Origin of the sequence: Pseudonocardia sp. MH-G8 (assembly GCF_002262885.1) — a bacterium.
Lineage (GTDB): Bacteria > Actinomycetota > Actinomycetes > Mycobacteriales > Pseudonocardiaceae > Pseudonocardia.
Genome location: NZ_NKYF01000017.1, coordinates 28,920 through 52,164 on the forward strand (window position 1 = coordinate 28,920; position 23,245 = coordinate 52,164).

20 protein-coding genes are annotated in these 23,245 nt (G+C 74.4%); 16 read left to right on the plus strand and 4 right to left on the minus strand.

The window, feature by feature from the left end:
- Window positions 1-5 precede the first annotated feature (5 nt).
- On the minus strand, window positions 6-1,553 hold the full coding sequence (locus CFP66_RS29825) for a bifunctional phosphatase PAP2/diacylglycerol kinase family protein (protein WP_233159814.1): 1,548 nt from the start codon (window positions 1,551-1,553) through the stop codon (window positions 6-8).
- A gap of 207 nt (window positions 1,554-1,760) precedes the next feature.
- Here CFP66_RS29825 and pafA point away from each other — a divergent pair, with 207 nt between their 5' ends.
- The 6 genes from pafA to tatC all read left to right on the plus strand — a co-directional run bounded on the left by pafA (window position 1,761) and on the right by tatC (window position 6,888).
- Window positions 1,761-3,122, plus strand: coding sequence for a Pup--protein ligase (pafA, locus tag CFP66_RS29830; protein ID WP_094928550.1), 1,362 nt, complete (start codon window positions 1,761-1,763; stop codon window positions 3,120-3,122).
- Window positions 3,123-3,224: 102 nt separating this feature from the next.
- Window positions 3,225-4,220: a YafY family protein gene (locus tag CFP66_RS29835; protein WP_094928551.1), complete on the plus strand. Its 996-nt coding sequence runs from the start codon at window positions 3,225-3,227 to the stop codon at window positions 4,218-4,220.
- Window positions 4,217-5,173 carry a YafY family protein gene (locus tag CFP66_RS29840; protein ID WP_094928552.1) on the plus strand — a complete coding sequence of 319 codons (957 nt, stop codon included), beginning with the start codon at window positions 4,217-4,219 and terminating at the stop codon, window positions 5,171-5,173. Before CFP66_RS29835 ends, CFP66_RS29840 begins: the two co-directional genes overlap by 4 nt.
- Before the next feature lie 111 nt (window positions 5,174-5,284).
- Window positions 5,285-5,554, plus strand: coding sequence for a hypothetical protein (locus tag CFP66_RS47400; RefSeq protein ID WP_143517420.1), 270 nt, complete (start codon window positions 5,285-5,287; stop codon window positions 5,552-5,554).
- A 39-nt stretch (window positions 5,555-5,593) separates the two neighbouring features.
- Window positions 5,594-5,899, plus strand: coding sequence for a Sec-independent protein translocase subunit TatA (tatA, locus tag CFP66_RS29850; RefSeq protein ID WP_094928554.1), 306 nt, complete (start codon window positions 5,594-5,596; stop codon window positions 5,897-5,899).
- Between the two features lie 65 nt (window positions 5,900-5,964).
- The gene (gene tatC / locus CFP66_RS29855) at window positions 5,965-6,888 is read left to right on the plus strand and encodes a twin-arginine translocase subunit TatC (protein ID WP_094928555.1); all 924 of its coding nucleotides are present in this window, start codon (window positions 5,965-5,967) and stop codon (window positions 6,886-6,888) included.
- 247 nt (window positions 6,889-7,135) lie between these two features.
- On the opposite strand, the gene CFP66_RS29860 is transcribed toward tatC, so the two are convergent.
- Window positions 7,136-7,624, minus strand: coding sequence for a pyridoxamine 5'-phosphate oxidase family protein (locus tag CFP66_RS29860; RefSeq protein WP_094928556.1), 489 nt, complete (start codon window positions 7,622-7,624; stop codon window positions 7,136-7,138).
- Between the two features lie 53 nt (window positions 7,625-7,677).
- Here CFP66_RS29860 and CFP66_RS29865 point away from each other — a divergent pair, with 53 nt between their 5' ends.
- The 3 genes from CFP66_RS29865 to CFP66_RS29875 all read left to right on the plus strand — a co-directional run bounded on the left by CFP66_RS29865 (window position 7,678) and on the right by CFP66_RS29875 (window position 13,867).
- Window positions 7,678-10,452, plus strand: coding sequence for an RNA helicase (locus CFP66_RS29865; protein ID WP_094928557.1), 2,775 nt, complete (start codon window positions 7,678-7,680; stop codon window positions 10,450-10,452).
- Between the two features lie 85 nt (window positions 10,453-10,537).
- Window positions 10,538-12,583, plus strand: coding sequence for a DUF4333 domain-containing protein (locus CFP66_RS29870; RefSeq protein WP_233159816.1), 2,046 nt, complete (start codon window positions 10,538-10,540; stop codon window positions 12,581-12,583).
- Between the two features lie 54 nt (window positions 12,584-12,637).
- On the plus strand, window positions 12,638-13,867 hold the full coding sequence (locus CFP66_RS29875) for a GNAT family N-acetyltransferase (protein WP_094928558.1): 1,230 nt from the start codon (window positions 12,638-12,640) through the stop codon (window positions 13,865-13,867).
- Window positions 13,868-13,891: 24 nt separating this feature from the next.
- On the opposite strand, the gene CFP66_RS29880 is transcribed toward CFP66_RS29875, so the two are convergent.
- Window positions 13,892-14,836 (minus strand): 5'-3' exonuclease H3TH domain-containing protein, encoded by a 945-nt coding sequence (locus CFP66_RS29880; protein WP_094928559.1) that lies wholly within the window; start codon window positions 14,834-14,836, stop codon window positions 13,892-13,894.
- Between the two features lie 56 nt (window positions 14,837-14,892).
- Between CFP66_RS29880 and CFP66_RS29885 the strand changes: the two genes are divergently transcribed.
- Window positions 14,893-16,020, plus strand: a complete 1,128-nt coding sequence (locus CFP66_RS29885) for a Xaa-Pro peptidase family protein (RefSeq protein WP_094928560.1) — start codon at window positions 14,893-14,895, stop codon at window positions 16,018-16,020.
- Between the two features lie 12 nt (window positions 16,021-16,032).
- Here the strand turns inward: CFP66_RS29885 and CFP66_RS29890 are convergent, their stop codons facing one another.
- The gene (locus tag CFP66_RS29890) at window positions 16,033-17,082 is read right to left on the minus strand and encodes a GDSL-type esterase/lipase family protein (protein ID WP_233159818.1); all 1,050 of its coding nucleotides are present in this window, start codon (window positions 17,080-17,082) and stop codon (window positions 16,033-16,035) included.
- A gap of 246 nt (window positions 17,083-17,328) precedes the next feature.
- Between CFP66_RS29890 and CFP66_RS29895 the strand changes: the two genes are divergently transcribed.
- The 6 genes from CFP66_RS29895 to CFP66_RS29920 all read left to right on the plus strand — a co-directional run bounded on the left by CFP66_RS29895 (window position 17,329) and on the right by CFP66_RS29920 (window position 23,239).
- Window positions 17,329-17,517 (plus strand): PspC domain-containing protein, encoded by a 189-nt coding sequence (locus tag CFP66_RS29895; protein WP_369805199.1) that lies wholly within the window; start codon window positions 17,329-17,331, stop codon window positions 17,515-17,517.
- Window positions 17,518-17,535: 18 nt separating this feature from the next.
- On the plus strand, window positions 17,536-19,080 hold the full coding sequence (locus CFP66_RS29900) for an amidohydrolase (RefSeq protein ID WP_094928562.1): 1,545 nt from the start codon (window positions 17,536-17,538) through the stop codon (window positions 19,078-19,080).
- Between the two features lie 309 nt (window positions 19,081-19,389).
- The gene (locus tag CFP66_RS29905; RefSeq protein WP_094928563.1) at window positions 19,390-20,190 is read left to right on the plus strand and encodes a PIG-L deacetylase family protein; all 801 of its coding nucleotides are present in this window, start codon (window positions 19,390-19,392) and stop codon (window positions 20,188-20,190) included.
- A 79-nt stretch (window positions 20,191-20,269) separates the two neighbouring features.
- On the plus strand, window positions 20,270-21,886 hold the full coding sequence (gene lnt, locus CFP66_RS29910; RefSeq protein ID WP_233159820.1) for an apolipoprotein N-acyltransferase: 1,617 nt from the start codon (window positions 20,270-20,272) through the stop codon (window positions 21,884-21,886).
- On the plus strand, window positions 21,879-22,742 hold the full coding sequence (locus CFP66_RS29915) for a polyprenol monophosphomannose synthase (protein ID WP_198961753.1): 864 nt from the start codon (window positions 21,879-21,881) through the stop codon (window positions 22,740-22,742). Before lnt ends, CFP66_RS29915 begins: the two co-directional genes overlap by 8 nt.
- Complete coding sequence (locus tag CFP66_RS29920) at window positions 22,739-23,239, plus strand: phosphoribosyltransferase (protein WP_094928564.1); 501 nt, start codon at window positions 22,739-22,741, stop codon at window positions 23,237-23,239. The genes CFP66_RS29915 and CFP66_RS29920 overlap by 4 nt, the downstream gene beginning before the upstream one ends.
- Window positions 23,240-23,245: the final 6 nt, after the last annotated feature.

Below are 23,245 nucleotides of genomic sequence, written 5' to 3' on the forward strand. Positions count from 1 at the left end.
CCGGGTCAACCGAGGAACGGCCGGTTCCGGCCGCTCCAGTTGTCCTCGTTGCGCCGGTAGACGGGGATCGGTCGTTCCGCCACCCGGAACGTGAAGCGGCCGGCCTTCTCGATGACCTCGCCGTCGGTGGCGAGCATCCCGGGAACGGCCAGCTCCACGTCCAGCACACCCGCCTCGCGCTGGTGGTAGACGCGGCTGTGCCCGAGGGCGGCGAGCACGAGGGCGAGCACCGCCCGCAGCCGGGAGAAGCGGATGTCGGCGCGCAGCCACCGCACGTCCAGCAGCCCGGAGTCCAGCGACGGGCGCCAGGCCGGCACCATCCCGCGGGGGTGGTAGGGGCCGTTGCCCACGAAGAGGAACCACACCTCGAGCCACCGGCCGTCGACCTTGATCTGCACCGGCTCGGAGCGGCGCAGCACCACGACCAGGGCGGCGGCGAACGCGGGCCACTTGCCCCAGCGCGGCTGCCACTTCTCGCGCAGCCGCACGAGCTCCGGGTAGGACCCGATGCTCGCGGTGTTGAGGAAGCACCGCGTGCGCATGACGTCGGCGGTGTGCGGGTCCGCCCCGTGACCCGGGTGCACGTCGATGAGGCCCAGGTCGACGGCGACCGCCTCGCCCGCCCCGGTGGCGTCCACGGCTTCCTGCATGTCGTAGACGCCGACGTCGCGGGCGAAGTGGTTCAAGGTGCCGGTGGGCACGACCACGAGGGGCAGGTTGCGACGCCCGGCCACAGCGGCGGCCGCGGCGGCCGAGCCGTCACCACCGGCCACGCCGATGGCGAGCACCCAGCCCTCGCGCTCGGCGACGGCGGCGTCGAGCTGCTCGTCGAGGTCCCGGTCGGGCACGGAACGGACCACGACGGCGTCGGGCAGCGCGGCCTGCAGGTGGGTGGCCGGGTCGTAGTCGGGATCGCCGGAACGCTGGTTGGACAGCAGCACCAGGCCCTTCCCGCGGGGCAGCTCCGGAACGGTGTCCAGGGGCCGGGCACGCGCCTCGTCGGTGCGCCGCACCGGCCACCACCGGTGGGTGGCCAGCGCGATCCCGGTGCCGAGCGCGGCGCCGGCCAGCACGTCGGAACCCCAGTGCACCCCGACGTGCACGCGCGAGTAGGCCACGGACGCGGCGAGCGGGGCGACCGCGAGGCCCAGCTTGGGGCTCTCCAACGCGACGGCCGTGGCGAAGGCCGCCGCGGAGGCCGCATGCCCCGAGGGGAACGACGACGACGTCGGCGGGTTTGCCAGCGTCTGGTAGGCGGGCAGCTCCGACGCGGCCGGCCGCCGGCGCGGCAGCACCGGCTTCAGCAGGCCGTTCGCCGTGGCGCTCGCCGCGGCGATCGCGAGCACGCCTCGCGCCGCCCCCTTGCGGCCCGCGCCCCGGCGGGCGCCGAGCACCGCGGCCACGGCGAACCACAGCAGGCTGTGGTTCGCGGTCGTCGAGACGATCTTCATGGCGGTGTCGAGCGGGCTCGGCGGCAGCGCCGAGATCGCGCGCGACACCGCGCGGTCGGCGTCGTTCACCTGGTCGGTACGGCGCCGGATCCACGAGAGCACCCCGCGACCCTACGCAGGACGCTCCGCGCCGCCCGCACGGTGGCCGGGCCCCGGCGCAACGAACGGCACCCTCGTTGCTTCCTAGCCGACGAAAGTGCCGCTCGTTCGGGCGCACGAGCCGTTCCGTCGCGGATTCCGCGGCGACGCGCCGAAGTCGCGTCGTCACAGGCGTGACGCGAGTGGGCTCTCTCCGCTTACGCTGGCGGGATGCAGCGGCGGATCTACGGTGTCGAGACCGAGTTCGGGGTCACGTGCACCTTCCACGGACAGCGGCGCCTCTCGCCCGACGAGGTGGCGCGCTACCTGTTCCGCAGGGTGGTGTCGTGGGGACGCTCGTCGAACGTCTTCCTGCGCAACGGCGCCCGGCTCTACCTGGACGTCGGCAGCCATCCCGAGTACGCCACCGCCGAGTGCGACTCGCTGGCCCAGCTCGTCGCCCACGACAAGGCGGGGGAGCGGATCCTCGAGGACCTGCTCGTCGACGCCGAGCGCCGCCTGGTCGACGAGGGCATCGGCGGCGACATCTACCTGTTCAAGAACAACACCGACTCCGCGGGCAACTCCTACGGCTGCCACGAGAACTACCTGGTCGCCCGGGCAGGTGAGTTCTCCCGGATCGCCGACGTGCTGCTGCCCTTCCTCGTCACCCGGCAGCTGATCTGCGGCGCGGGCAAGGTGCTTCAGACCCCGCGCGGCGCCGTGTACTGCCTGTCCCAGCGCGCCGAGCACATCTGGGAGGGCGTCTCCAGCGCCACCACCCGGTCGCGTCCGATCATCAACACCCGCGACGAGCCGCACGCCGACGCCGAGCGCTACCGCCGCCTGCACGTCATCGTCGGCGACTCGAACATGTCCGAGGTCACCACGCTGCTCAAGATCGGCTCGGCCCACCTGGTGCTGGAGATGATCGAGGCCGGGGTGCAGTTCCGCGACTTCACCCTCGACAACCCGATCCGCGCCATCCGCGAGATCAGCCACGACCTGACCGGCCGCCGCACCGTCCGCCTCGCGGGCGGGCGCGAGGCCAGCGCGCTGGACATCCAGCGCGAGTACCACGCGAAGGCCGTCGAGCACGTCGCCGCCCGCGGCAGCGCCGACCCCACGATGGCGCGGGTGCTCGAGCTGTGGGGCCGTGCGCTGGACGCCGTCGAGACCCAGAACCTGTCGCTGATCGACCGCGAGGTGGACTGGGCGATCAAGCACCGGCTCGTCGAGCGGTACCGGGAGCGCAACAACCTCGACCTGGCCAGCCCCCGGGTGGCCCAGCTCGACCTGGCCTACCACGACATCCGCCGCGGCCGGGGCCTGTTCGACCTGCTGCAGCGCAAGGGCATGGTCGACCGGGTCACCGACGACGGGGAGATCGAGGCGGCCAAGGACACCCCGCCGCAGACCACCCGCGCCAAGCTGCGCGGTGACTTCATCGCCGCCGCCCAGGCCGCCGGCCGCGACTTCACCGTCGACTGGGTGCACCTCAAGCTCAACGACCAGGCCCAGCGCACCGTGCTGTGCAAGGACCCGTTCCGGGCCGTCGACGAGCGGGTGGAGCGCCTGATCGCCTCCCTGTAGGCCGTGAGTGAATACGGGTGCTTCAGCACTCGTTTCCACCCACGAGGGCGCGTTTGCGCCGGTCGGCCACGGCGCGCCCGGCCGCGGTCGTACGATTCCAGGGTGTCGTCTGCCCGGGCCGAGCGGCTGGTGAACCTGGTGCTCTGCCTGTTGTCCACGCGCCAGTTCCTGACGGCCGACCGGATCCGGCAGATCGTGCCCGGCTACGCCGACGCGCGCGGCGACGAGGCGTTCTTCCGGATGTTCGAACGTGACAAGGCCGAGCTGCGCGAGCTCGGCGTGCCGTTGGAGACCGGGCGGCGCTCCAGCTTCGACACCGTCGACGGCTACCGGATCGCGCGCCAGGACTACGAGCTCGGCGAGATCGACCTCGAACCGGACGAGGCCGCGGCCGTGGCGCTGGCGGCCCGGCTCTGGGACTCCCCGGAGCTCGCCGCGCCCGCCCACGGCGCGCTGGTGAAGCTGCGCGCCGCGGGCGTCGAGGTCGACGAGGAGCAGGGCCGGGTCCAGCCCCGTGTGCGTGCCGCCGACCCCGCGTTCGCCCCGCTGCTCGCGGCGGTGCGCGCCGGCCGGGCCGTCACGTTCGACCACCAGCGCGGTGGCGTCGGCGGCCCCGTGCAGCGGCGCACCGTCGAGCCGTGGGGTGTGGTGTCCTGGCGCGGGCGCTGGTACCTGGCCGGGTACGACCGCGACCGCACCGCGCCCCGCTCGTTCCGGGTCTCGCGGATCATGCAACCCGTCACGCCCATCGGGCCGGCGGGCGCCGTGCGGGTGCCGGAGGGCACCGACCTCATGGGGATGGTCCGGCGCGGCGTCGAACCGCCGGCCACCACCGACACCGCGCGCATCTGGATCGCCGACGGGCGCGCGCACGGCCTGCGCCGCCTCGGCCGCGTGGTCGGCAGGGGCACCCACGCCGGGCGCGACGGCGACGAGGTCGAGATGGAGCTGCGCGCCGCTCCGGAGACGCTCGCCCGCTGGGTCGCGGGCCACGGTCCGGACGTGGCGGTGCTCGGGCCGCCGCGCCTGGCCGAGGCCGTGCGGGCGAACTGGGCGGCCTCCGCGGCGGCCCACACCGAACCGCTGGCGCGCACATGAGCACGGGTGGGGTCACCGAGCGGCTCCCGCGGCTGCTGTCGCTGGTGCCCTACCTGCTCGCGCGGCCGGGCATCCCGGTGGCCGAGGCGGCCGCCGACTTCGGCATCTCCGAGCGGCAGTTGCGCCGCGACCTCGAGTTGTTGTGGATGTGCGGCCTGCCCGGCTACGGCCCCGGCGACCTGGTCGACCTGTCGTTCTCCGGGGACACGGTCACGGTCACCCACGACGCCGGTATGCGCCGGCCGCTGCAGCTCACCACGGCCGAGGCCACCGCGTTGCTGATGGCGCTGCGCACGCTCTCGGACGTGCCCGGCGTGGCCGACACGGCGGCGGTGCGGCGGGCGGCGGCCAAGGTCGAGCAGGCCGTCGGGGACGCGGGGCTCGCGGGCGTCGCGATGGATGCGCCCACCCGGGAGGAGGCCGACGCCACCGCCGCGGTGCGCGAGGCCCTCTCGGCGGGCCGTGCACTGCGCATCGTCTACTACACCGCCGGACGGGACGCGGTCTCGCAGCGCACGATCGACCCGATGCGGCTGCTGATCGTCGACGGCCGCGGCTACCTGGAGGCCTGGTGCCGGCGCGCCGGGGCCGTCCGGCTGTTCCGGCTGGACCGCGTCGAGGACGTCGCCGTGCTCGACGAGCCCGCCGCGCCACCGCCCGACGCGGAGCCCACCGACGTGTCCGAGGGGCTGTTCCGGCCCAGTGCCGAGCACCGGTCGGCGGTGCTGCTGCTGGAGCGGGAGGCGCGCTGGGTGGCCGAGTACTACCCGGTCGACGAGGTCGTGGAGCTGGGCGACGAGCGCGTGCAGGTACGGCTGCGCTACGCCGACCCGGCCTGGCTGGTGCGGCTCGTGCTCGGCCTGGGTGGCGGGGCGCGGCTGCAGGACCCTCCGGAGCTGGTGGAGGCCGTCGCACGCAGGGCACGCGAGGCGCTGGAGTCCGCCGAGGGGTGAGGGTCCTACGAGGATTCGGACTCGCCCGTCGTCGCGAACGGGGTTGTGTCACGCTTCGTGGAGCACGGCCTGCGCCGTGTGGGCGACCGCGGGGTCCCGGGTCGCCGGGAGGTGCAGGCGGACGAGAAGGTGGAGGTGCGCCGGGTGTTGCCATCGCTGGTCGTGGCGGGTGTGGGTGTGGTGCTGCTCGTAGCGCTCGTCGTCATCGTGCAGCGGCCGATCGCGCGGTTCGTCCGCGCGCGCAACGCCCTGCAAGAGCGGGTGGAAGACGGTGCCGCGGGCCTGCGTGCGTTGCGCAGCGCACGGCGATCCGGGGCTGGTGAGCGCGAGCGGACGGCGGATGCGGTCCGCGCCCATTCCCTCGCTACCCCGTCCGCGTAGACTGCGCTCGACGACAGACGGCGGCGGAAGGACGAGAACATGCCGATACCCGGTGGCTGGGAGCTGGTGATCCTTGTCGGGGTCCTGGTGCTCCTGTTCGGCGCGAAGAGGCTCCCCGACATGGCCCGTTCCATCGGTCAGTCCGCCCGCGTCTTCAAGGGCGAGATGAAGGGCATGAAGAGCGACGAGGCCGCGAAGTCGGACGACCAGACGGCCGATTCCTCCGCAGCGTCCGCTCCGCAGGCGCTGCCTGAGGTCAAGCCGCGCGCCGAGGCCCCGGCCCAGGAGAAGGCGGCCGATCCGGCCCGCGCCTCCCAGCCGGGTTCGGGCAGCTCCGTCCAGTAGCACCCGCGGTGGCTCGATTTCCGCTCCGCCGTGCGGACAGGCGGCCCACAAGCCCCGACGGCACGATGTCCCTCGTCGAGCACCTGTACGAGCTCCGCAACCGCCTGACGGTCGCGCTCGTCGCGATCGTGATCACCACGGTGTTCGGGTACATCTGGTTCGCCGTGGCGTTCTTCGGGATGCCCAGCCTGGGTGAGCTGCTCAAGGGCCCGTACTGCGCATTGCCTCCGGCGTCCCGTGCCGTGTTCACGGCAGATGGCAGTTGCACCCTGCTCGGCACCGGCCCGTTCGACCAGTTCGCGCTGCGCCTCAAGGTCGCCGCCACGGCGGGTGTCGTGATGGCGTGCCCGGTGTGGCTCTACCAGCTCTGGGCGTTCATCGTGCCGGGCCTGCACGCGAAGGAGAAGCGCTACGCGCTGTCGTTCGTGTCGGTGGCGTCGGTGCTGTTCGTGTCCGGTGCCGTCCTCGCGTACGCGGTGATCACCCAGGGTCTGGGCTTCCTGCTGACGATCGGTTCGGAGATCCAGACCACCGCGCTGTCGGGCGACCAGTACTTCTCGTTCGTCATCGCGCTCCTGCTGATCTTCGGTGTGAGCTTCGAGCTGCCGCTGCTCGTCGTGATGCTCAACGTCGCCGGCGTGATCAGCTACGCCCAGCTGAAGGCCTGGCGGCGCGGGCTGACCTTCGGCCTGTTCGCGTTCGCCGCGATCGCCACGCCGGGCCAGGACCCGATCTCGATGATCGCGCTGGCCATCGCGCTGGTGGTGCTGTTCGAGCTCGCCATCCAGATCACCCGGATGAACGACCGTCGCCGCGCTCGCCGGCGGGCCGCCGAGGGCTGGGACGACTGGGATCCCGACGCTCCGAGCCCGATCGACACCGCCCCGAGCGCCATCGACACCAGCCCCAGCCCTGTCGACACGGCTCCGAGCGTCCTCGATCCCACACCGGCTTCCAGCGAGAACCGGCGCCTCGACGACGTCACCTGACGCCCACCTTCACTGCGGAGCCGGTTCCCGGACCCCATGATCGGCAAGTCGGCGCGTTCGCGGGTCGAATCCGCCCGCTTTCGCGCCGACTTGCCGATCATGGCCGCTCATCGTCGGACCGCCGTGCGTGGCCGGCGCGCTCGCCGAGCGTGGCGATCGCAGCGAGGCGTACAAGAGGGCTGCGCCGGGCGCGGTGGTGTGCTTCTCGCACCGATCACCGGCCCGCCCGCCCGCGGGCCCCGGCGTGTCAGGGCGTCTCGCGCCACTCCCGGACCAGCTCGCCCTTGCCCTCCAGCAGCACCGCGGCCGGCTGGACGCGCAGCCGCCGCGGCTCCAGGCGCAGCGCGGCGAAGGCGGGGGACGTCGGGCCCTCCCACCCGATGATCGACGGGTCGTAGCCGAGCGGTTCCGGCGTGGTGGCGAAGCGCTCCCAGAGCCAGGTGCGGGTGGCGTCGTCGGTGTGCAGGGACGCGCGGCAGTGGGCCGAGGCCGTGTCCTGGGACGGGTGCCAGTAGGTCACCGAGACGTACGGGTGTGCAGCCAGGTGGGCCCGCTTCGTGGTGGTCGGGCTGGTGGCGACCCAGCCGGTGAGCCGTTCGCCGTCCCACTCCCAGACCGGGTGCAGGACGCGCGTCCACGGTCGGCCCTGGGCGTCGACGGTCGCCGCGCTCGCCCACACGATGCGGTGCGCGAGCTCGACGAACACGGGTGCGGTGTCGGGGAGGGTGACGGGCATGTCGGTGATCGTGGCACCGCTGTGAGCGGGTGGTCCGGGTCCACGAGACGGACATGTGGAAGCCTGGGGGTGTGGCCAGCAGCCAGCCTGCTCCCGCGGATGCTTACGCCGCCGCCCGGAGCCGCGCCGCACGACCCCGGCTCACCGAGTTCGCGCAGACGCTCCCGTTCGAGCTCGACGGGTTCCAGCACAGCGCCTGCTCCGCCCTCGAGGACGGGCACGGCGTGCTCGTCTGCGCCCCCACCGGCGCGGGGAAGACCGTGGTGGGCGAGTTCGCCGTGCACCTCGCGCTCGCGCAGGGGCAGAAGTGCTTCTACACGACGCCGATCAAGGCGTTGTCCAACCAGAAGTACGCCGACCTCGTGGAACGCCACGGCGCGTCCGCGGTAGGGCTGCTCACCGGCGACAGCGCGATCAACGGCGACGCCCAGGTGGTCGTGATGACCACCGAGGTGCTGCGCAACATGATCTACGCCTCGTCACGGCAGCTGGAGCACCTCGGCTATGTCGTCATGGACGAGGTGCACTACCTCGCCGACCGCTTCCGCGGTGCGGTGTGGGAGGAGGTCATCCTCCAGCTGCCCGAGCACGTCTCGCTGGTGAGCCTGTCGGCCACGGTGAGCAACGCCGAGGAGTTCGGCGACTGGCTGGTCACCGTGCGCGGCGACACCACCGTCGTCGTCGACGAGCACCGCCCGGTGCCGCTGTGGCAGCACGTGATGCTGGGCAACCGGCTGCTCGACCTGTTCGCCGGCGAGGACGCCGAGGGCGGGCTGCAGGTCGATCCCGACCTCGTGCGGCACGCTCGCGAGCTCGAACGGCAGAGCGCGATCACCCACTGGGACCGCGGCGGGCGCGGGCGGGGTCGCACGGGACCGCCGCGCCGCACGGGGTTCCGCCCGCCGTCGCGCACCACCGTGATCGACCGGCTCGACCGGGACGGCCTGCTCCCGGCGATCACCTTCGTGTTCAGCCGGGCCGGCTGCGACGCCGCCGTCGGGCAGTGCGTGCGGTCCGGGCTGCGGCTGACGACCGAGGACGAGGCCGCCGAGATCCGCCGAACCGTCGAGCGGCGCACCACCGACCTCCCGCAGGCCGACCTCGCCGTCCTGGGCTACTGGGAGTGGCTCGAGGCGCTGGAACGCGGTATCGCGGCACACCACGCCGGCATGCTCCCGGCGTTCAAGGAGACGGTCGAGGAGCTGTTCGTCCGCGGCCTCGTCCGGGCGGTTTTCGCCACGGAGACGCTCGCGCTGGGCATCAACATGCCCGCGCGCACCGTCGTGCTCGAGCGGCTGGTCAAGTACAACGGCGAGGCCCACGCCGAGCTCACACCCGGTGAGTACACGCAGCTGACCGGCCGCGCCGGCCGCCGGGGCATCGACGTCGAGGGTCACGCGGTCGTCGTCTGGCAGCCGGGCGTGGACCCGGAGCAGGTCGCGGGCCTGGCCTCCACCCGCACCTACCCGCTGCGCAGCTCCTTCCGGCCCGGCTACAACATGGCCGTGAACCTGGTCGGACGCCTCGGCACCGAGGACGCGCGCGAGCTGCTGGAGCTGTCGTTCGGGCAGTTCCAGGCCGATCGGTCGGTGGTGGGGCTGGCCCGGCGGATCGAGCGCAACGTCGAAGCGCTGGACGGCTACGCGCGGTCGATGGAATGCCACCTCGGCGACTTCGCCGAGTACGCCGCCCTGCGCCGAGGCGTCAACGAGCGCGAGAAGGCGCTGTCGCGCCGTGGGGTGACCGAGCGCCGGGAGGCCGCCGCCGACTCGCTGCGGGCCCTGCGCCCCGGTGACGTGATCGCCGTGCCCGCGGGCCGGCGCGCCGGGCTCGCCGTGGTGCTCGACCCCGGCATCGACCCCGGCGGGGAACCCCGCCCGCTCGTGCTGAGCGAGGACCGCTGGGCCGGGCGCCTCTCGGCCGCCGATTTCCCGGGCCCCGTCGAACCGCTGGGCCGCATGCGCCTGCCCAAGCGGGTGGACCACCGCGCCCCCCGCGTGCGCCGCGACCTCGCCTCATCGCTGCGCAGCACCGGCATCGTGGCTCCGCCCGCCCAGCGCAGACGCGGGCGCGGCGGGAACGTCGACGATCCCGAGCTCGCGACGTTGCGCCGCGCGCTGCGCGCGCATCCGTGCCACGGGTGTGACGACCGCGAGGCCCACGCCCGCTGGGCCGACCGGCATGCCCGACTGGAACGCGACACCGAGCAGCTGCGGCAGAAGGTGCGCGCCACCACGCACTCGCTCGCCCGCGCCTTCGACCGCATCCGCGCGCTGCTCGCCGAGCGCGGCTACCTCGACGGCGAGCAGGTCACCGAGCACGGCGAACGCCTCGCGCGGCTGTGGGGGGAGTCCGACCTGCTCGCCGCCGAATGCCTGCGGCACGGCGCATGGGACGCGCTGGAGCCCGCGGAGCTGGCCGCAGTGGTGTCGGCGCTGGTCTACGAGTCGCGACGCGACCACGGTCCGATGCCCCGGGTGCCCTCCGGCGCGGTCTCCGACGCGCTCGCCACCACGGTGCGCCTCTGGGCCGACCTCGAGAGCGACGAACGCCGGCACCGCGTCGACCGCACCCGCGAGCCCGACCTCGGGTTCGCCTGGCCGATGCACCGCTGGGCGCGGGGGGAATCGCTCTCGGCCGTGCTCACCGCCGCCGAGCAGAACGGTGCGGAGCTCTCCGCGGGCGACTTCGTCCGTTGGTGCCGCCAGGTGCTCGACCTGCTCGACCAGGTCACCGCCGTCGCGGGCCGCGGTAGCGGCGTCGGGCGCGCGGCGGCCGCGGCGATCACTTCGATCCGGCGGGGTGTCGTCGCCGTCGGTACCGCCTGAGCCCGGCACACCGCACCGGCTATCACACGCTCGGCGGCTTGTGCTTTGATCCCGTGACCGCATGTCTTGAGGGGGAAGGGCCGCGATGAGTACGCCCCAGGGACCGCAGGCGCCGCACGGCGCCCCGCAGCAGCCCGCAGAGCAGCCCACGTGGGCCCGGCAGCCGCCGGCCGGGTGGGCAGGCCCGCAGGAAGGCCCGCAGGGGTGGAACGGGGAGGAGACCCGCGCCGTTCCGCACCAGGCGTGGAACGGCACGGAGACCGGTGACCTGCCCAGCCTGATGGCGGCGCAGCAACCGAACCCGGCCGCCGGACGCCCTGACGAGGCCCCGCAGCAGTCCGAACCGGAGCAGCCCGCCCCGGAGCAGTCCGGCCCGGAGCAGTCCGAGTCGGCGCAGTCCGAGTCGGAGCAGCGCGGCCCGGAGCAGTCCGGGCCGGAGCGCGAGCAGACCGGGCCCGATCAGGCCGCCCCTCAGCAGGCCGAGGAGGCACCGGAGCAGGCCTCCTCGCGCGCCGACACTGCGGCATCCGAGGAGTCCGCGGCCGAGCCGCCGCAGCAGCAGGCTCCTCGGCCGGGTTCCACTGCCGATGGGCCCACCATGGCGGTCCCGGCGCACGGCCGGCAGGCGACGGGCGAGGACGACACCCGCGCCGTCCCGCAGCAGGTCGACAGGCACCCGGAGCACGTACCGGACGGCGACGACACCCGCGCCGTGGCGCAGCAGGACGAGCCACAGCGGTCCGGCGAGCAGCCAGGCGCCCAGCAGTCGGTCCAGCAGCCAGGGGCCCAGCAGTCGGCCCCGCAGACGCGGGGGGCCGGCGAGCAGGGGGCGGCGCCGTACGCGTCCCCGCAGGAGCACTACGCGAGCCAGCAGGCGCAGCCCCAGTCGTCGCAGGGTGGCCCGTCGCAGGCTGGTCCGTCCCAGAGCCAGCCGTCCCAGAGCCAGCCGTCCCAGAACGGGCATGCGGCGAACGGGTTCTCGCCGGGTGCGCCTGCGCAGGCCGGGCAGCAGCCAGGCCAGCAGCACGGCCCCGGCGGGTCGCAGGTGCAGTACACCCAGCCCCAGCAGGCGCACGTCGCTCAGCAGCCGACCGCCCAGCAGCCGACCCCTCAGCAGCAGCAGGCCCAGCAGCAGCACGGCCAGCCGCCGTACGCCGGGCCGGGGCCCTACGGCCAGCCCCCCGTTTACGGCCAGCCCCCGTACGGCCCGCAGGGCCAACCCGGACCGCAGCACGGCGCGCACCCCGCGCAGCCCCCGTTCGGGCAGCAGGGCGCACCCCCGTTCGGTCAGCAGCAGTTCGGCCAGCAGAACCCGCCTGCGCAGGGCCAGCAGGACGCCACGCAGCTGTTCGGCCAGCCGCCGGCGCAGGGCCAGCAGGACGCCACGCAGCTGTTCGGTCAGCCCCCGCAGGGCCGCCAGGACGCGACGCACCAGTTCGGTCAGCCTGCATTCGGCCAGGAGGGGCAGGGCCAGCAGGGGCAGGCGCAGGACGCCACCCGGCAGTTCGGCGCGCCCCAGTTCGGTCAGCCGGGGCAGCAGCACGGCCAGGGCCAGCCGGGGTCAGGACAGCAGGCGCCGGGACAGCAGATGCCGGGACAACAGGCGCCGGGACAACAGGCGCCGGGACAGCACGGACCGGGCTACGGGCAGGCGCCCTACGGCCAGCAGCCCGGGTGGCCGGGACAGCAGGGATGGGCCCCGCCGGGGCAGCAGCCCGGCCAGCCCCAGCCCGGCCAGTGGGGCGGCCGTCCGGACGCGCCGCAGCAGTGGGGTGCGGGACACCCGGGCCCTCAGCAGGAGCCCCAGAGCGGCGGTTCCCGGCGGATGCCGCTGTACATCGGCATCGGTGCGGCGGTCGTCGTGCTCGTGCTCGTCGGTGTGCTCGGGTTCGTCTCCCCGGGTTTCTTCAACACCCAGGTCCTCGACGCCGTGGCCGTGCAGCAGGGGGTCCAGCAGGTCCTCGGGCAGGACTACGGTCTCGAGGTCGAGGGCGTGACGTGCACCGAGGGCGTGGTGGTCGAGACCGGAGCCACCTTCGAGTGCCAGGCGGTCGTCGACGGCGAGGACGTGACCGTGCCGGTCACGATCACGAGCGACCAGGGCAACTACGAGGTGGGGCGCCCGCTCTGACGCCACCGGGGCCACCTGCCGTCGCGCGCGGATGATCGGGCAGCATCGGGCGGTGTGAGCACCATCGACGTCCGTCCGCTCGATCCCGACGACCTGCGCGGCGCCCACGCGCTCTTCGGCGCCGCGCTGCACCACCCGCCTGCCGACGACGCGGCGTGGGCGCGCACCGCGGGCAGCTACAGCCCGGGGCGCACGCTGGGGGTGCACGACGGGGACACCCTCGTCGCGACGGCCACCTCGTTCCCGAGCGAGATGGTGGTGCCCGGCGGCGCGGTGTTGTCCATGGCCGCCGTCACCCGCGTGGGGGTGCGCGCCGACCACACCCGCCGCGGCCTGCTGACCGCGATGATGCGGGCACAGCTCGAGGACGTCGCGGAGCGGGGCGAGGCGTTCGCGTCGCTGCGGGCCTCGGAGGCCGGTATCTACGGCCGTTTCGGCTACGGCGTGGCCACCCGCGGCCGGGATGTCCGCGTGCGGGCCGACCCGGCGCTGGTGCGGGCCGACGCGCCCCGGGGTGGCCCGGTTCGGCTGCTCGAGCGCGCGGAGATCATCCCGGTCCTGCGGGACGTGTACGAGCGCAATGCGCTGCGCCGCCCGGGTGGGATCACGCGCACCGACGGGTGGTGGGGTATGGCGCTCGGCAGGCGTCTGGAGGTCGACCGCGCACACGTGCTGGCGGTCGTGCACACCGGTCCGGACGGCGACGACGGGTTCGCGGTGGCGCACCTGGGCGACGAGCCCGGTGCCGCGTTCGCGGAGCGCCGCCTGGACGTCGACGACATGCACGCGGCCGACATCGCCGGCACCGCCGCGCTGTGGCGCTTCCTGCTGGGCGTCGACCTCATCGGTTCCGTGCAGGCCCGCCTGCGTCCACTGGACGAGCCGTTGGATCTGCTGCTGGCCGACCCGCGGGCCTGCGCCGTCATCGGGCAGCACGACGAGGCGTGGCTGCGGATCGTGGACGTGCCCGAGGCGCTCGCGGCCCGCGGCTACGGCGGCGCGGCGCCGGTGCTGCTCGCCGTGCACGACGCGCTGCGGGAGACGAACGCCGGCGTGTACCGGATCGCGGACGGGGCTGCGGAACGCGTCGGCCCGCTCGGCGGCCCCGTCCGGCCGGAGCTGGAGTGCGGCGTGGACGGGCTCGCGATGGCCTACCTCGGCGACCGCCGCCCGTCCGAGCTCGTGGCCAGCGGCTGGTGGACCGCGCCGGAGCCGGAGGCCGTGAACCGGGCGGATCTGGCGTTCGGAACGGCCGTGTCGCCCTGGTGCGGCACGTTCTTCTGATCTCCGGGCCCGGCGGACCGGGCGTCAGCTGGCGTTCTTCGCCATTGCGGTGCAGAGCCGTTCGATCGAGCTCCCGATTCCCCAACGCTCCCCGAGCGCGGCCAACCGCGGCAGGTCGGCCGGCTCGGCGGGCAGGGTGTCGGGGCGGTCGAGCCGGACCTCGGCGTCCACGGCAACCCGCACCACCGGTTCGACGACCGCGAGGTAGGGCGCGGCCGCGGCCAGCTTGACGCGCACCGGGGGGCTCAGCCGGGTGTCGGCCTTGTCGATCACTGCGGCGCGCAGCTCGTCCCACGACCCGAACCTGCCGACGAGCGTGGCCGCCGTCTTCGTGCCGATCCCGGGCACGCCCGGCAGGCCGTCGGAGGGGTCGCCCCGCAGCATCGCCATCTCGGCGTAGGCCGTACCGGCGCGGTCTGCGGGGACGCCGTACTTGGCGGCCACCTCGACCGGTCCGAGGTGCTCGGCCTTCGCCAGCCCGCGACCGACGTAGAGCAGCCGCACCGGCACGGGCTCGTCGCGCACGATCTGCATGAGATCGCGGTCGCCGCTCACCGCGAGCACCGGATCCGTGCGCTCGCCCGCGGCGAGGGTGCCGATCACGTCGTCGGCCTCGTAGCCCTCCGCGCCGCCGGTGGCGATCCCGGCCGCCGCGAGCACCTCGAGCAGCACCGGGACCTGCGGGGCGAGCAGGTCGGGCACCTCCTCCGGCAACCCCGCCGGCGCCACCTCCGGCTCTCCCGGCACCCGGTGCGCCTTGTACGACGGCAGCGCCTGCACCCGGAAGGCCGGCCGCCAGTCCAGGTCCAGGCACGCCACCAGCCGGGTCGGCCGCCGGTCGGTGATCAGCCGGGCGACCATGTCGGTGAAACCGCGCACCGCGTTGACCGGTGTGCCGTCCGGAGCGGTGATCGATTCCGGCACTCCGTAGAAGGCGCGGAAGTACATGCTGGCGGCATCCAGCAGCATCAGTGACTGTGCGGGCGGGGTCACGCGGCACAGCTTGCCGGAATACCCTCCCACCCATGACACCGGCCGTTCCGACCGCGATGCTCGCCGACCGCATCCGCCGTGCAGGCGACGTGGCGGCGGCACAGGACACCGACCTGCTGCTCGTCACCCCGGGCCCGGATCTGCGCTACCTGATCGGCGCCACCGGTGAGTCGCACGAGCGGCTCACCTGCCTCGTACTGCCCGCTGCGGGCCACCGAGCCCCGCCTGCCCTCGTCGTCCCGCGGCTGGAGGCCCCCGGACTCGCGAGCCTGGCGCTGGAAGAGCTGGGTATCGAGGTGGTCACGTGGCGTGACGAGGAGGATCCCCACCTGCTGGTCAGCGACCTGGGTGGCGGGCCCGCCCGCGTCGGCCTGGCCGACGGCATGCCCGCCGCGCACGTGCTGGCGCTGCGCGCCGCGTTCCCCGAGGTGGAGCAGGTGCTGGCCGGGCCGGTGCTGCGCGAGCTGCGGATGCGCAAGGACGCGGCCGAGGTGGCGGAGCTGCGGGCGGCGGGCGCGGCGATCGACCGCGTGCACGCGCGGATGGGCGAGTTCCTCAAGCCGGGCCGCACCGAGGCGCAGGTCGGCGCCGACATCGAGGCCGCCATCGTCGCCGAGGGCCACACCGAGGCGGCGTTCGTGGTGGTCGGGTCCGGCCCGAACGGCGCGAGCCCGCACCACGACCTGTCCGACCGCGTGATCGAGGCGGGCGACGTCGTCGTGATCGACATCGGGGGTCCGCTGCCGAGCGGCTACAACTCCGACAGCACGCGGACCTACGCCGTCGGCGCCGAGCCCTCCGCCGCCGTGCGCGAGGACTACGCGGTGCTGCAGGACGCGCAGGACCGCGCGGTGCGCACGGTCCGACCGGGTGTGCTGGCCGAGCAGGTGGACGCGGCCGCCCGCGAGCCGATCACCTCGGCCGGGCTGGGGGAGCGGTTCCTGCACCGCACCGGCCACGGGATCGGCCTCGAGGTGCACGAGGAGCCCTACATCGTGGCGGGCAACGCGCTCGCGCTGGAACCCGGCATGGCCTTCAGCGTGGAGCCCGGCGTGTACCTCGACGGTGAGTGGGGCGCCCGCATCGAGGACATCGTGGTGGTGACAGAGGACGGTTGCGAGCGGCTGAACACGCGCCCGCGCGAGTTGGTGGTCCTCTGACGGGCGACCGGTCTAGGCGGCGGGCGTCGTCGCCGGCTCCGATTCCAGGTGGGTGCGCCCGTCGGCTCCCGCGACGCAGGCCGCACCCGCGGACCCGGAGCGCACGAACTCCCCGATGCAGCGCCCCATCTGGGCGTGGGCCGCGGCCGTGGGGTGGAACGACTCCTGCGCGAGGTGGAAGCCGACGGCGTCGAGCCCCCCGTACACCAGCGCCTCGGGGTCGACCGTGATGCGCCGCTGCCACTCCTGGGCCTGCAGCGGCTTGGTGCAGGCCTCGAAGCCCTCGGTGGCGCGCACCATGTCCAGGAACCGCGCCCCGGTGCGCTCGGCGACACCGCGCAGCGCCTCCGACAGCGCCGGGAACAGCTCGGTGCGTCCCCACCCGGCGTCGGCCCGGCTGTACGGGCAGCCGGCCGCGGGCTGCAGCGGCAGCATGTGCTCGGTGACCGGCGAGGCGTAGGAGGCGAGCACGAGGGCGTAGCCGTCGTCGGCGTAGCCGGCCTGCCGCATGGCGGCACGCACGTCGTCCACCGCTGCCTCCACCTTCGTGGCCGTGGCGGCCATGCGTTCGGGCACGAGCGGGCCGAGGGTCTCCCGGCACGGCGGCTCGCGGGGGTCGATGAAGGCGCGGATGCAGGCGATGCCGGTGGCGGTGAGCGCCGCGTCGTCGTTGGCGCCGATCTGCACGATCACGGTGGTGACGCGGTGCTCGCCGGCGACCTCGACCAGGCGCTGCGCCTGCGAGCCCTCCGTGTGGTGCGTGCCCGCGCCGAAGCCGACGTTCGCCGCCTCCGCGCCCGAGCAGGCCAGGTTGACCGAGGCGTCGGCCAGCGCCGTGCGGTGGACGTAGGCGTGCACGGAGCGGTGGCACCAGTTGTCGTTCTCCCCGCGGGTGCCCGGCTCGTAGTCGTTCGCGCCCTCGCCGGAGGCGGCGCTGTCGCCCAGCACGACCACGGCGCTGGGCGGCTGCGCCTGCGCAGTGGCGGGCACGCCGAACAGTGCGAGGGCCGCCGCGCAGGCCGCCGCGGCGAGCAGTGCCGGCAGGGAGCGTGATCGGGTCACGACCGAGACGCTATGCGGCGGACACGCGTGTGACCAGGGCATTCACCGACACCTGTGGATGAATTGCGATCTTCGCCCCTGCGGAGCAGCCCGCGCTCACCGTCCGCGAGTCCGGTCAGCCCTCCGGGGGTACTCCCGGGGGCGATCTCAGGGGCGTCTCCGGGCGTTTCCCGAGTCCCGAGGCGCTCGCGGCGCCGACACTGGAGGACAGCGGCGAAGTGCGCCGCGCCCTGGAAGGAGCTGAAGGTGGCATCGACCCTGACCCGCCCGCGCCACAACAAGGTCATCGCCGGCGTGTGCGCGGGCCTCGCGGAGCGGTTCGGCTGGACCCCGTTCGCCGTCCGGCTCGCGTTCGTCCTGTCCTGCCTGCTGCCCGGCCCGCAGTTCGTCGTCTACATCGTGCTCTGGGTGATCATGCCCAAGCGGCCTTACTGATCCTCCTAGACTGCGGCGGTGGTCCGCACCCTGCTCCTCGGCGCCCGCATCCTCGGTTCGGACGGGCCGCCGGGAACGGGTGCCCTCGAGCACGACGGGCGCCACATCACCTGGGTGGGCGGCGCCGACGCGGCGCAGGAGCGTCGCACCGGCGCGGTCGTGCTCGACCTGGCCGGGGCCGTGGTCACACCGGCGTTCGTCGATGCCCACGTGCACGCCACGGCCACGGGGCTGCTGGTCGACGGCCTCGACCTGGTCGGCTGCGCGTCCGCGCGTGCGCTGCTCGACGCCGTGGCCGCCCGCGCCGCCGCCCGGCCGGGCGCGCTCGTGTGGGGCCACGGCTGGCAGGACCAGCACTGGCCCGATCCGCTGCCGCCACGCTCCGCGCTCGACCGGGCCGCGGCCGGGGCCCCGGTGTACCTGAGCCGCATCGACGTCCACTCCGCACTGGCCTCCTCGGCCCTGCTCGATCGCGCTCCGGCGGCCACCGGCGCCCCCGGCTGGTCGGCGGGCGCCCTGACGAGCCAGGCGCACCACCACGCGCGCCGGGCCGCACTGGCCGCCGTCGACAGCACCACCCGGGACTCCGCGCAAGCCGCCTTCCTCACCGAGGCCGCCGCTCGTGGCGTCGCGGTGGTGCACGAGTGCGCCGGGCCCGACATCTCCTCGCCCGCGGACCTCGCCGCGCTGCTCGCCCGACCCGGGCCGGAGGTCGTCGGGTACTGGGGTGAGGCGGTCCGCGGCGTCGACGAGGTCCGGGAGCGGCTGACGGCCACCGGGGCCCGCGGGCTGGCGGGCGACCTGTTCGTCGACGGCTCGCTCGGGTCCCGGACCGCCGCGCTCCGCGCGCCCTACGCCGACGCCCCCGGCTGCACGGGCAACCACTACCTCGATGCCGACGCGATCGGTGCCCACGTGGCGGCCTGTACGTCCGCCGGTGTCCAGGCCGGGTTCCACGTGATCGGCGAGGCGGCGGCCGACGCGCTGCTCGCCGGGCTCGACGCGGCGGTGGCGGCCACCTCCGCGGAGGCCGTCCGGGCCGCGGGCCACCGGGTGGAGCACCTGGAGATGGTCGACGCCACGCAGGCGCGCCGGCTCGCGGACCTCGGTGTCGTCGCGAGCGTCCAACCGCTGTTCGACGCGTTCTGGGGTGGGCCGGACGGGATGTACGTCCAGCGCCTCGGTGCCGCGCGGGCCCGGGGGATGAACCCCTTCGCCGGTCTGCGCGACGCCGGCGTCGCGCTCGCGCTGGGGTCGGACGCCCCCGTCACCCCGGTCGACCCGTGGGCGTCCGTGCGGGCCGCCGTCGAGCACCGCACCCCCGGCTCGGGGCTCACCGCGACGCAGGCGCTCGCCGCCCACACGTCCGGGGGCCACCGCGCGGCCGGCGACCGGTCGCCGCTGGCCGGACGGCTGCTCCCCGGCGCCGCCGTGAGCTACGCGGTGTGGGACGGCGCCGGTCCCCTCGACGGGGACCCCCGCTCCCCGGCCTGCCTGCGCACGGTGCACCGCGGGGCACTCCTGCACGACGCCCTCCCGACCCCGACCGCCGCACGACGCTGATCCCACGTCGCGACACACAGCGTCCGGCGACCCGGCCCCGCGGCGCCCGATGATCGTTGCGATCCGCACGTGAGGGCGGCCGGCACGACCCTGCCGTGCGGCTCGTATCGATCATCACCGGGAGATCGGCGGGGCGTTGCGCGGGTGCCGGGTTCGGGTTGTGGCAGAATGTGCGGCGTGACGGACCGGATGTGCGGCGTGGGCGTGACCCTCTGCTGTCCGGGGTGCTGTCGCTGCTGTTGCAGCTGACCCCCGGCCCCCTTCCGTCCGGCCGCCTCCCGCGCGGCCCGTCACGTCTGCGAACCCTTCATGATCAGCTACCCCGACCTGCGGGGCCGCACCGTCCTCGCCCTGCACGCCCACCCGGACGACGAGGCGATCTTCACCGGCATCACGCTGCGCCGGCTGGCCGAGGCGGGCGCGCGCACCGTGCTCGTGATGGCCACCGCCGGTGAGCTGGGCGGGTCGCGCGTGCCGCTGCGCCCCGGTGAGACGACGCCGGAGCGGCGCGTGGCCGAGCTCGAACAGGTCGCCGAACTGCTGGGCGTCTCGCGCCTGGTGCTGCTCGGCAGGCGCGACTCGGGGCTCCCGGGCTCGTCCGCGGCGCGGCACGGCCGGGCGCTCGCCGCTGCCGATCCGCTCGAGCTCGCCCGCCAGGTCGCCGAGGTGGCCGACGACGAAGGGGCCTGCGCGATCGTCCACGACGACGAACACGGCATCTACGGCCACCCCGACCACCGTGCCGTGTTCCGCATCGGCGCCACCGCCGCCGAACTGCTCGACGTCACGAGCTACCGCGTCACGGTGGACCGCGAACACCTGCACGTCTGCGCGCGCGACCGGCACCTCGTGCACGGGGCGGCGCGCTCCGCGGCCGTCGCGTTCGGACGCACCACGGCCGAGATCGAGCTGGCCGTCACCGGCACGTCCGCACACCTCGACCGCAAGCGGGACGCGATCCTGGCCCACGCCAGCCAGGTGGCTCCCGAGGACGTGCCGCCCGAGGACTTCGCGGCGGCCTACGGCTACGAGTGGTTCCGGCGCACCGGTGCCCGCGGCCCGCTCGACGCCCTGGGCAACGCGCACCTGCTCGCCCCCGCCCCGGCCTGACACCGCCCCTGCCCGCCCGTCCGAGGCCGCTGCGAGCCGCGATCACGGCCGTCACACGTCCGGGTCGTAGGCTCGGGTCGTGGCCGCACCCACCACCGAACCCACCGCCTCGCCGCCGGCTCCCGGCGCGTCCGGATCGCGCGGCGCCGTGCCCTGGTGGGTCGCGGTCCTGGCCCGCTGCGCCGGCGCGGTGGCCGGTGGTGCGCTGCTGTACCTGAGCTTCCCGCCGCGCACGCTGTGGTGGTTGGTCCTGCCGGCGTTCGCGCTGCTCGGCATCGTGCTGCGGGGCCGGCGGGTGCGGGCGGCGTTCGGCTACGGGTTCCTGTTCGGGCTCGCGTTCCTGCTCCCGCTGCTGTCCTGGGTGTCCTCGCTGGTGCAGGCGGTGCCGTGGATCGCGCTGTCGGTGTTCGAGGCGCTGTTCCTGGGGCTCGCCGCGGTCGGGATGGCGCTGGTCTCGCGGCTGCCCGGCGCGCCGGTCTGGGCCGCGGCCGTGTGGATCGCCGGGGAGGCGCTGCGCGGGCGCGTGCCGTTCGGCGGGCTGCCGTGGGGTCGGGTCGGGTTCGGCCAGCCGGACGGGCCGCTGCTGCCGCTCGCCGCGATCGGCGGGGAGCCGCTGCTGTCGTTCGCCGCGGTGCTGGCCGGGCTCGCGCTCGGGGAGCTGGTGCGCCGGGCACTACGACGGCGCAGCCCGCGGCGCCTGCTCACCCCGGCGGTGATCGCGGTGCTGGCGATGGTCTCGGGACCGTTGGCCGCGCTGGTGCCGCCGAGCGGGGGCGGCGGGCCGGAGCGCACCGCGACGATCGCCGCGGTGCAGGGCAACGTGCCCCGCTCGGGCCTGGACTTCAACGCCCAGCGCCGGGCGGTGCTGGACAACCACGTGCGCGTCACGGAGCAGCTGGCCGCGGACGTCGCCGCGGGCCGCCGGCCCGCCCCCGACCTCGTCCTCTGGCCGGAGAACTCCAGCGACATCGATCCCCTCCGCAACCCCGACGCCGCGGCGCAGATCGAACGCGCCGCCCGGGCGGTGGGCGTGCCGATCCTCGTCGGATCGGTGCTGCGCAACCCGGACGGGCTCACCACGAGCAACTCCGCGCTGGTGTGGGAGGCCGGGAAGGGCGTCGTGGAGCGCAACGACAAGCGCCGCGTGCAGCCCTTCGGGGAGTACATGCCCTGGCGGGACTTCTTCGCGCACTTCTCGCCCTACGTCGAGCGCGCCGGCTACTTCGTGCCCGGCGACGGCGTCGGCGCGGTGGACATGAACGGGGTGCGGGTCGGCGTCACGATCTGTTGGGAGGTCGCGTTCGACGACCTTGTCGCCGAGAGCGTGGCCGCCGGTGCCACGGTGCTCGCCGTGCCCAGCAACAACGCCACCTTCGGGTGGACCGAGATGACCTACCAGCAGCTGGCGATGTCGCGCATCCGTGCCGTCGAGCACGACCGACCGGTGATCGTTCCCACCACCAGCGGGGTGAGTGCCACGATCGCGCCCGACGGTACGGTCACCGCCAGTACCGCGCAGTTCACACCGGATGTCCTGGTCGATCGAACCGTGCTGCGGGACACCACTACGCTGGCCACTCGATGGCGGTCGGGGCCCGAATGGGTGCTGGTCGCCCTGGGGGTGCTCGCGATCGGCGCGGGGATCCTGACCAGGCGTCGCGCGGTCAGCCGCGCGGGGGAGGACGAGGATGGCTGAGCCCACGGGCCGGGTGCTGGTGGTGATCCCGACCTACGAGGAACGGGACAACCTCGGTCCGGTGGTGTCGCGGCTGCACGCTGCGGTGCCCGAGGCGGACGTCCTCGTCGTCGACGATGCGAGCCCCGACGGCACCGGTGAGCTCGCCGACGAGATGGCCGACGCCGACAGTCGCGTCCGCGTCCTGCACCGCGGGGGCAAGTCCGGGCTCGGCGCGGCGTACCTGGCCGGGTTCGCGGCGGCGCTGGAGGACGGCTACCAGGTCGTCGTCGAGATGGACGCCGACGGCTCGCACCCGCCCGAGGACCTCCCGGCCCTGCTCGAAGCGCTCGCCGACGCCGACGTCGTGCTCGGCTCCCGCTACGTGCGGGGCGGCACGATCCGCAACTGGCCGGCGCGCCGCCAGGTGCTCTCCCGCGGCGCGAACCTGTACGCGCGCCTCGCCCTCGGCGTGCCGATCAAGGACATCACCGCCGGGTTCCGCGTCTTCCGGCGCCAGGTGCTCGAGGAGCTCGTCCTCGACGAGGTCGCCTCGCAGGGCTACTGCTTCCAGATCGACATGGCCTGGCGGGCGGTGCAGGCCGGCTTCCGGGTCCGCGAGGTGCCGATCACCTTCACCGAGCGCGAGCGCGGGGCGTCGAAGATGAGCAGCGCGATCGTCGCCGAGGCGTTCTGGCGCGTCGCCACCTGGGGCGTCGGGCGGCTGGTGCACCGCACCAAGCCGCGCTCGGCGCGAACCGGCGGCGGTGTGACCAGCGGTGGCGTGACCAGCGGTGGTATGACCACCGGCGGTACGACGACCAGCGGTGACACGACCAGCGGTGGCACCGTCAGCGACGGCCCGGTCCGCGCGTGACCGAGACGCCGCGCGAGGAGCTGACCTGGGAGCTGTTCGGCATCGCGTCCCGCGAGCTGGCGCAGCAGGTGGCGGCCGACGGTTACCGGCCCGACATCGTCCTGTCCATCGCGCGGGGAGGGCTGTTCGTCGCTGGAGCGCTCGGCTACGCGCTGGACGTGAAGAACCTGCACGTGGCGAACGTGGAGTTCTACACCGGTGTGGACGAGCGGCTCCCGGTGCCGATCATGCTGCCCCCGGTGCCGAACGTGGTCGACCTGTCCGGCGCGCACGTGCTGGTGGCCGACGACGTCGCCGACACCGGCGCCACGCTCAAGCTGGTGCGCGATTTCTGCGCGGGCCACGTGGCCGACGTCCGCTGCGCCGTGGTGTACGAGAAGCCGCACAGCAGCGTGCGCTGCGAGTACGTGTGGCGGCGCACCGACCGGTGGATCAACTTCCCGTGGTCGACGCTGCCGCCGGTCGTGCACCGCAGCAACCAGGTCCTCGACGCCTGAGCGCGC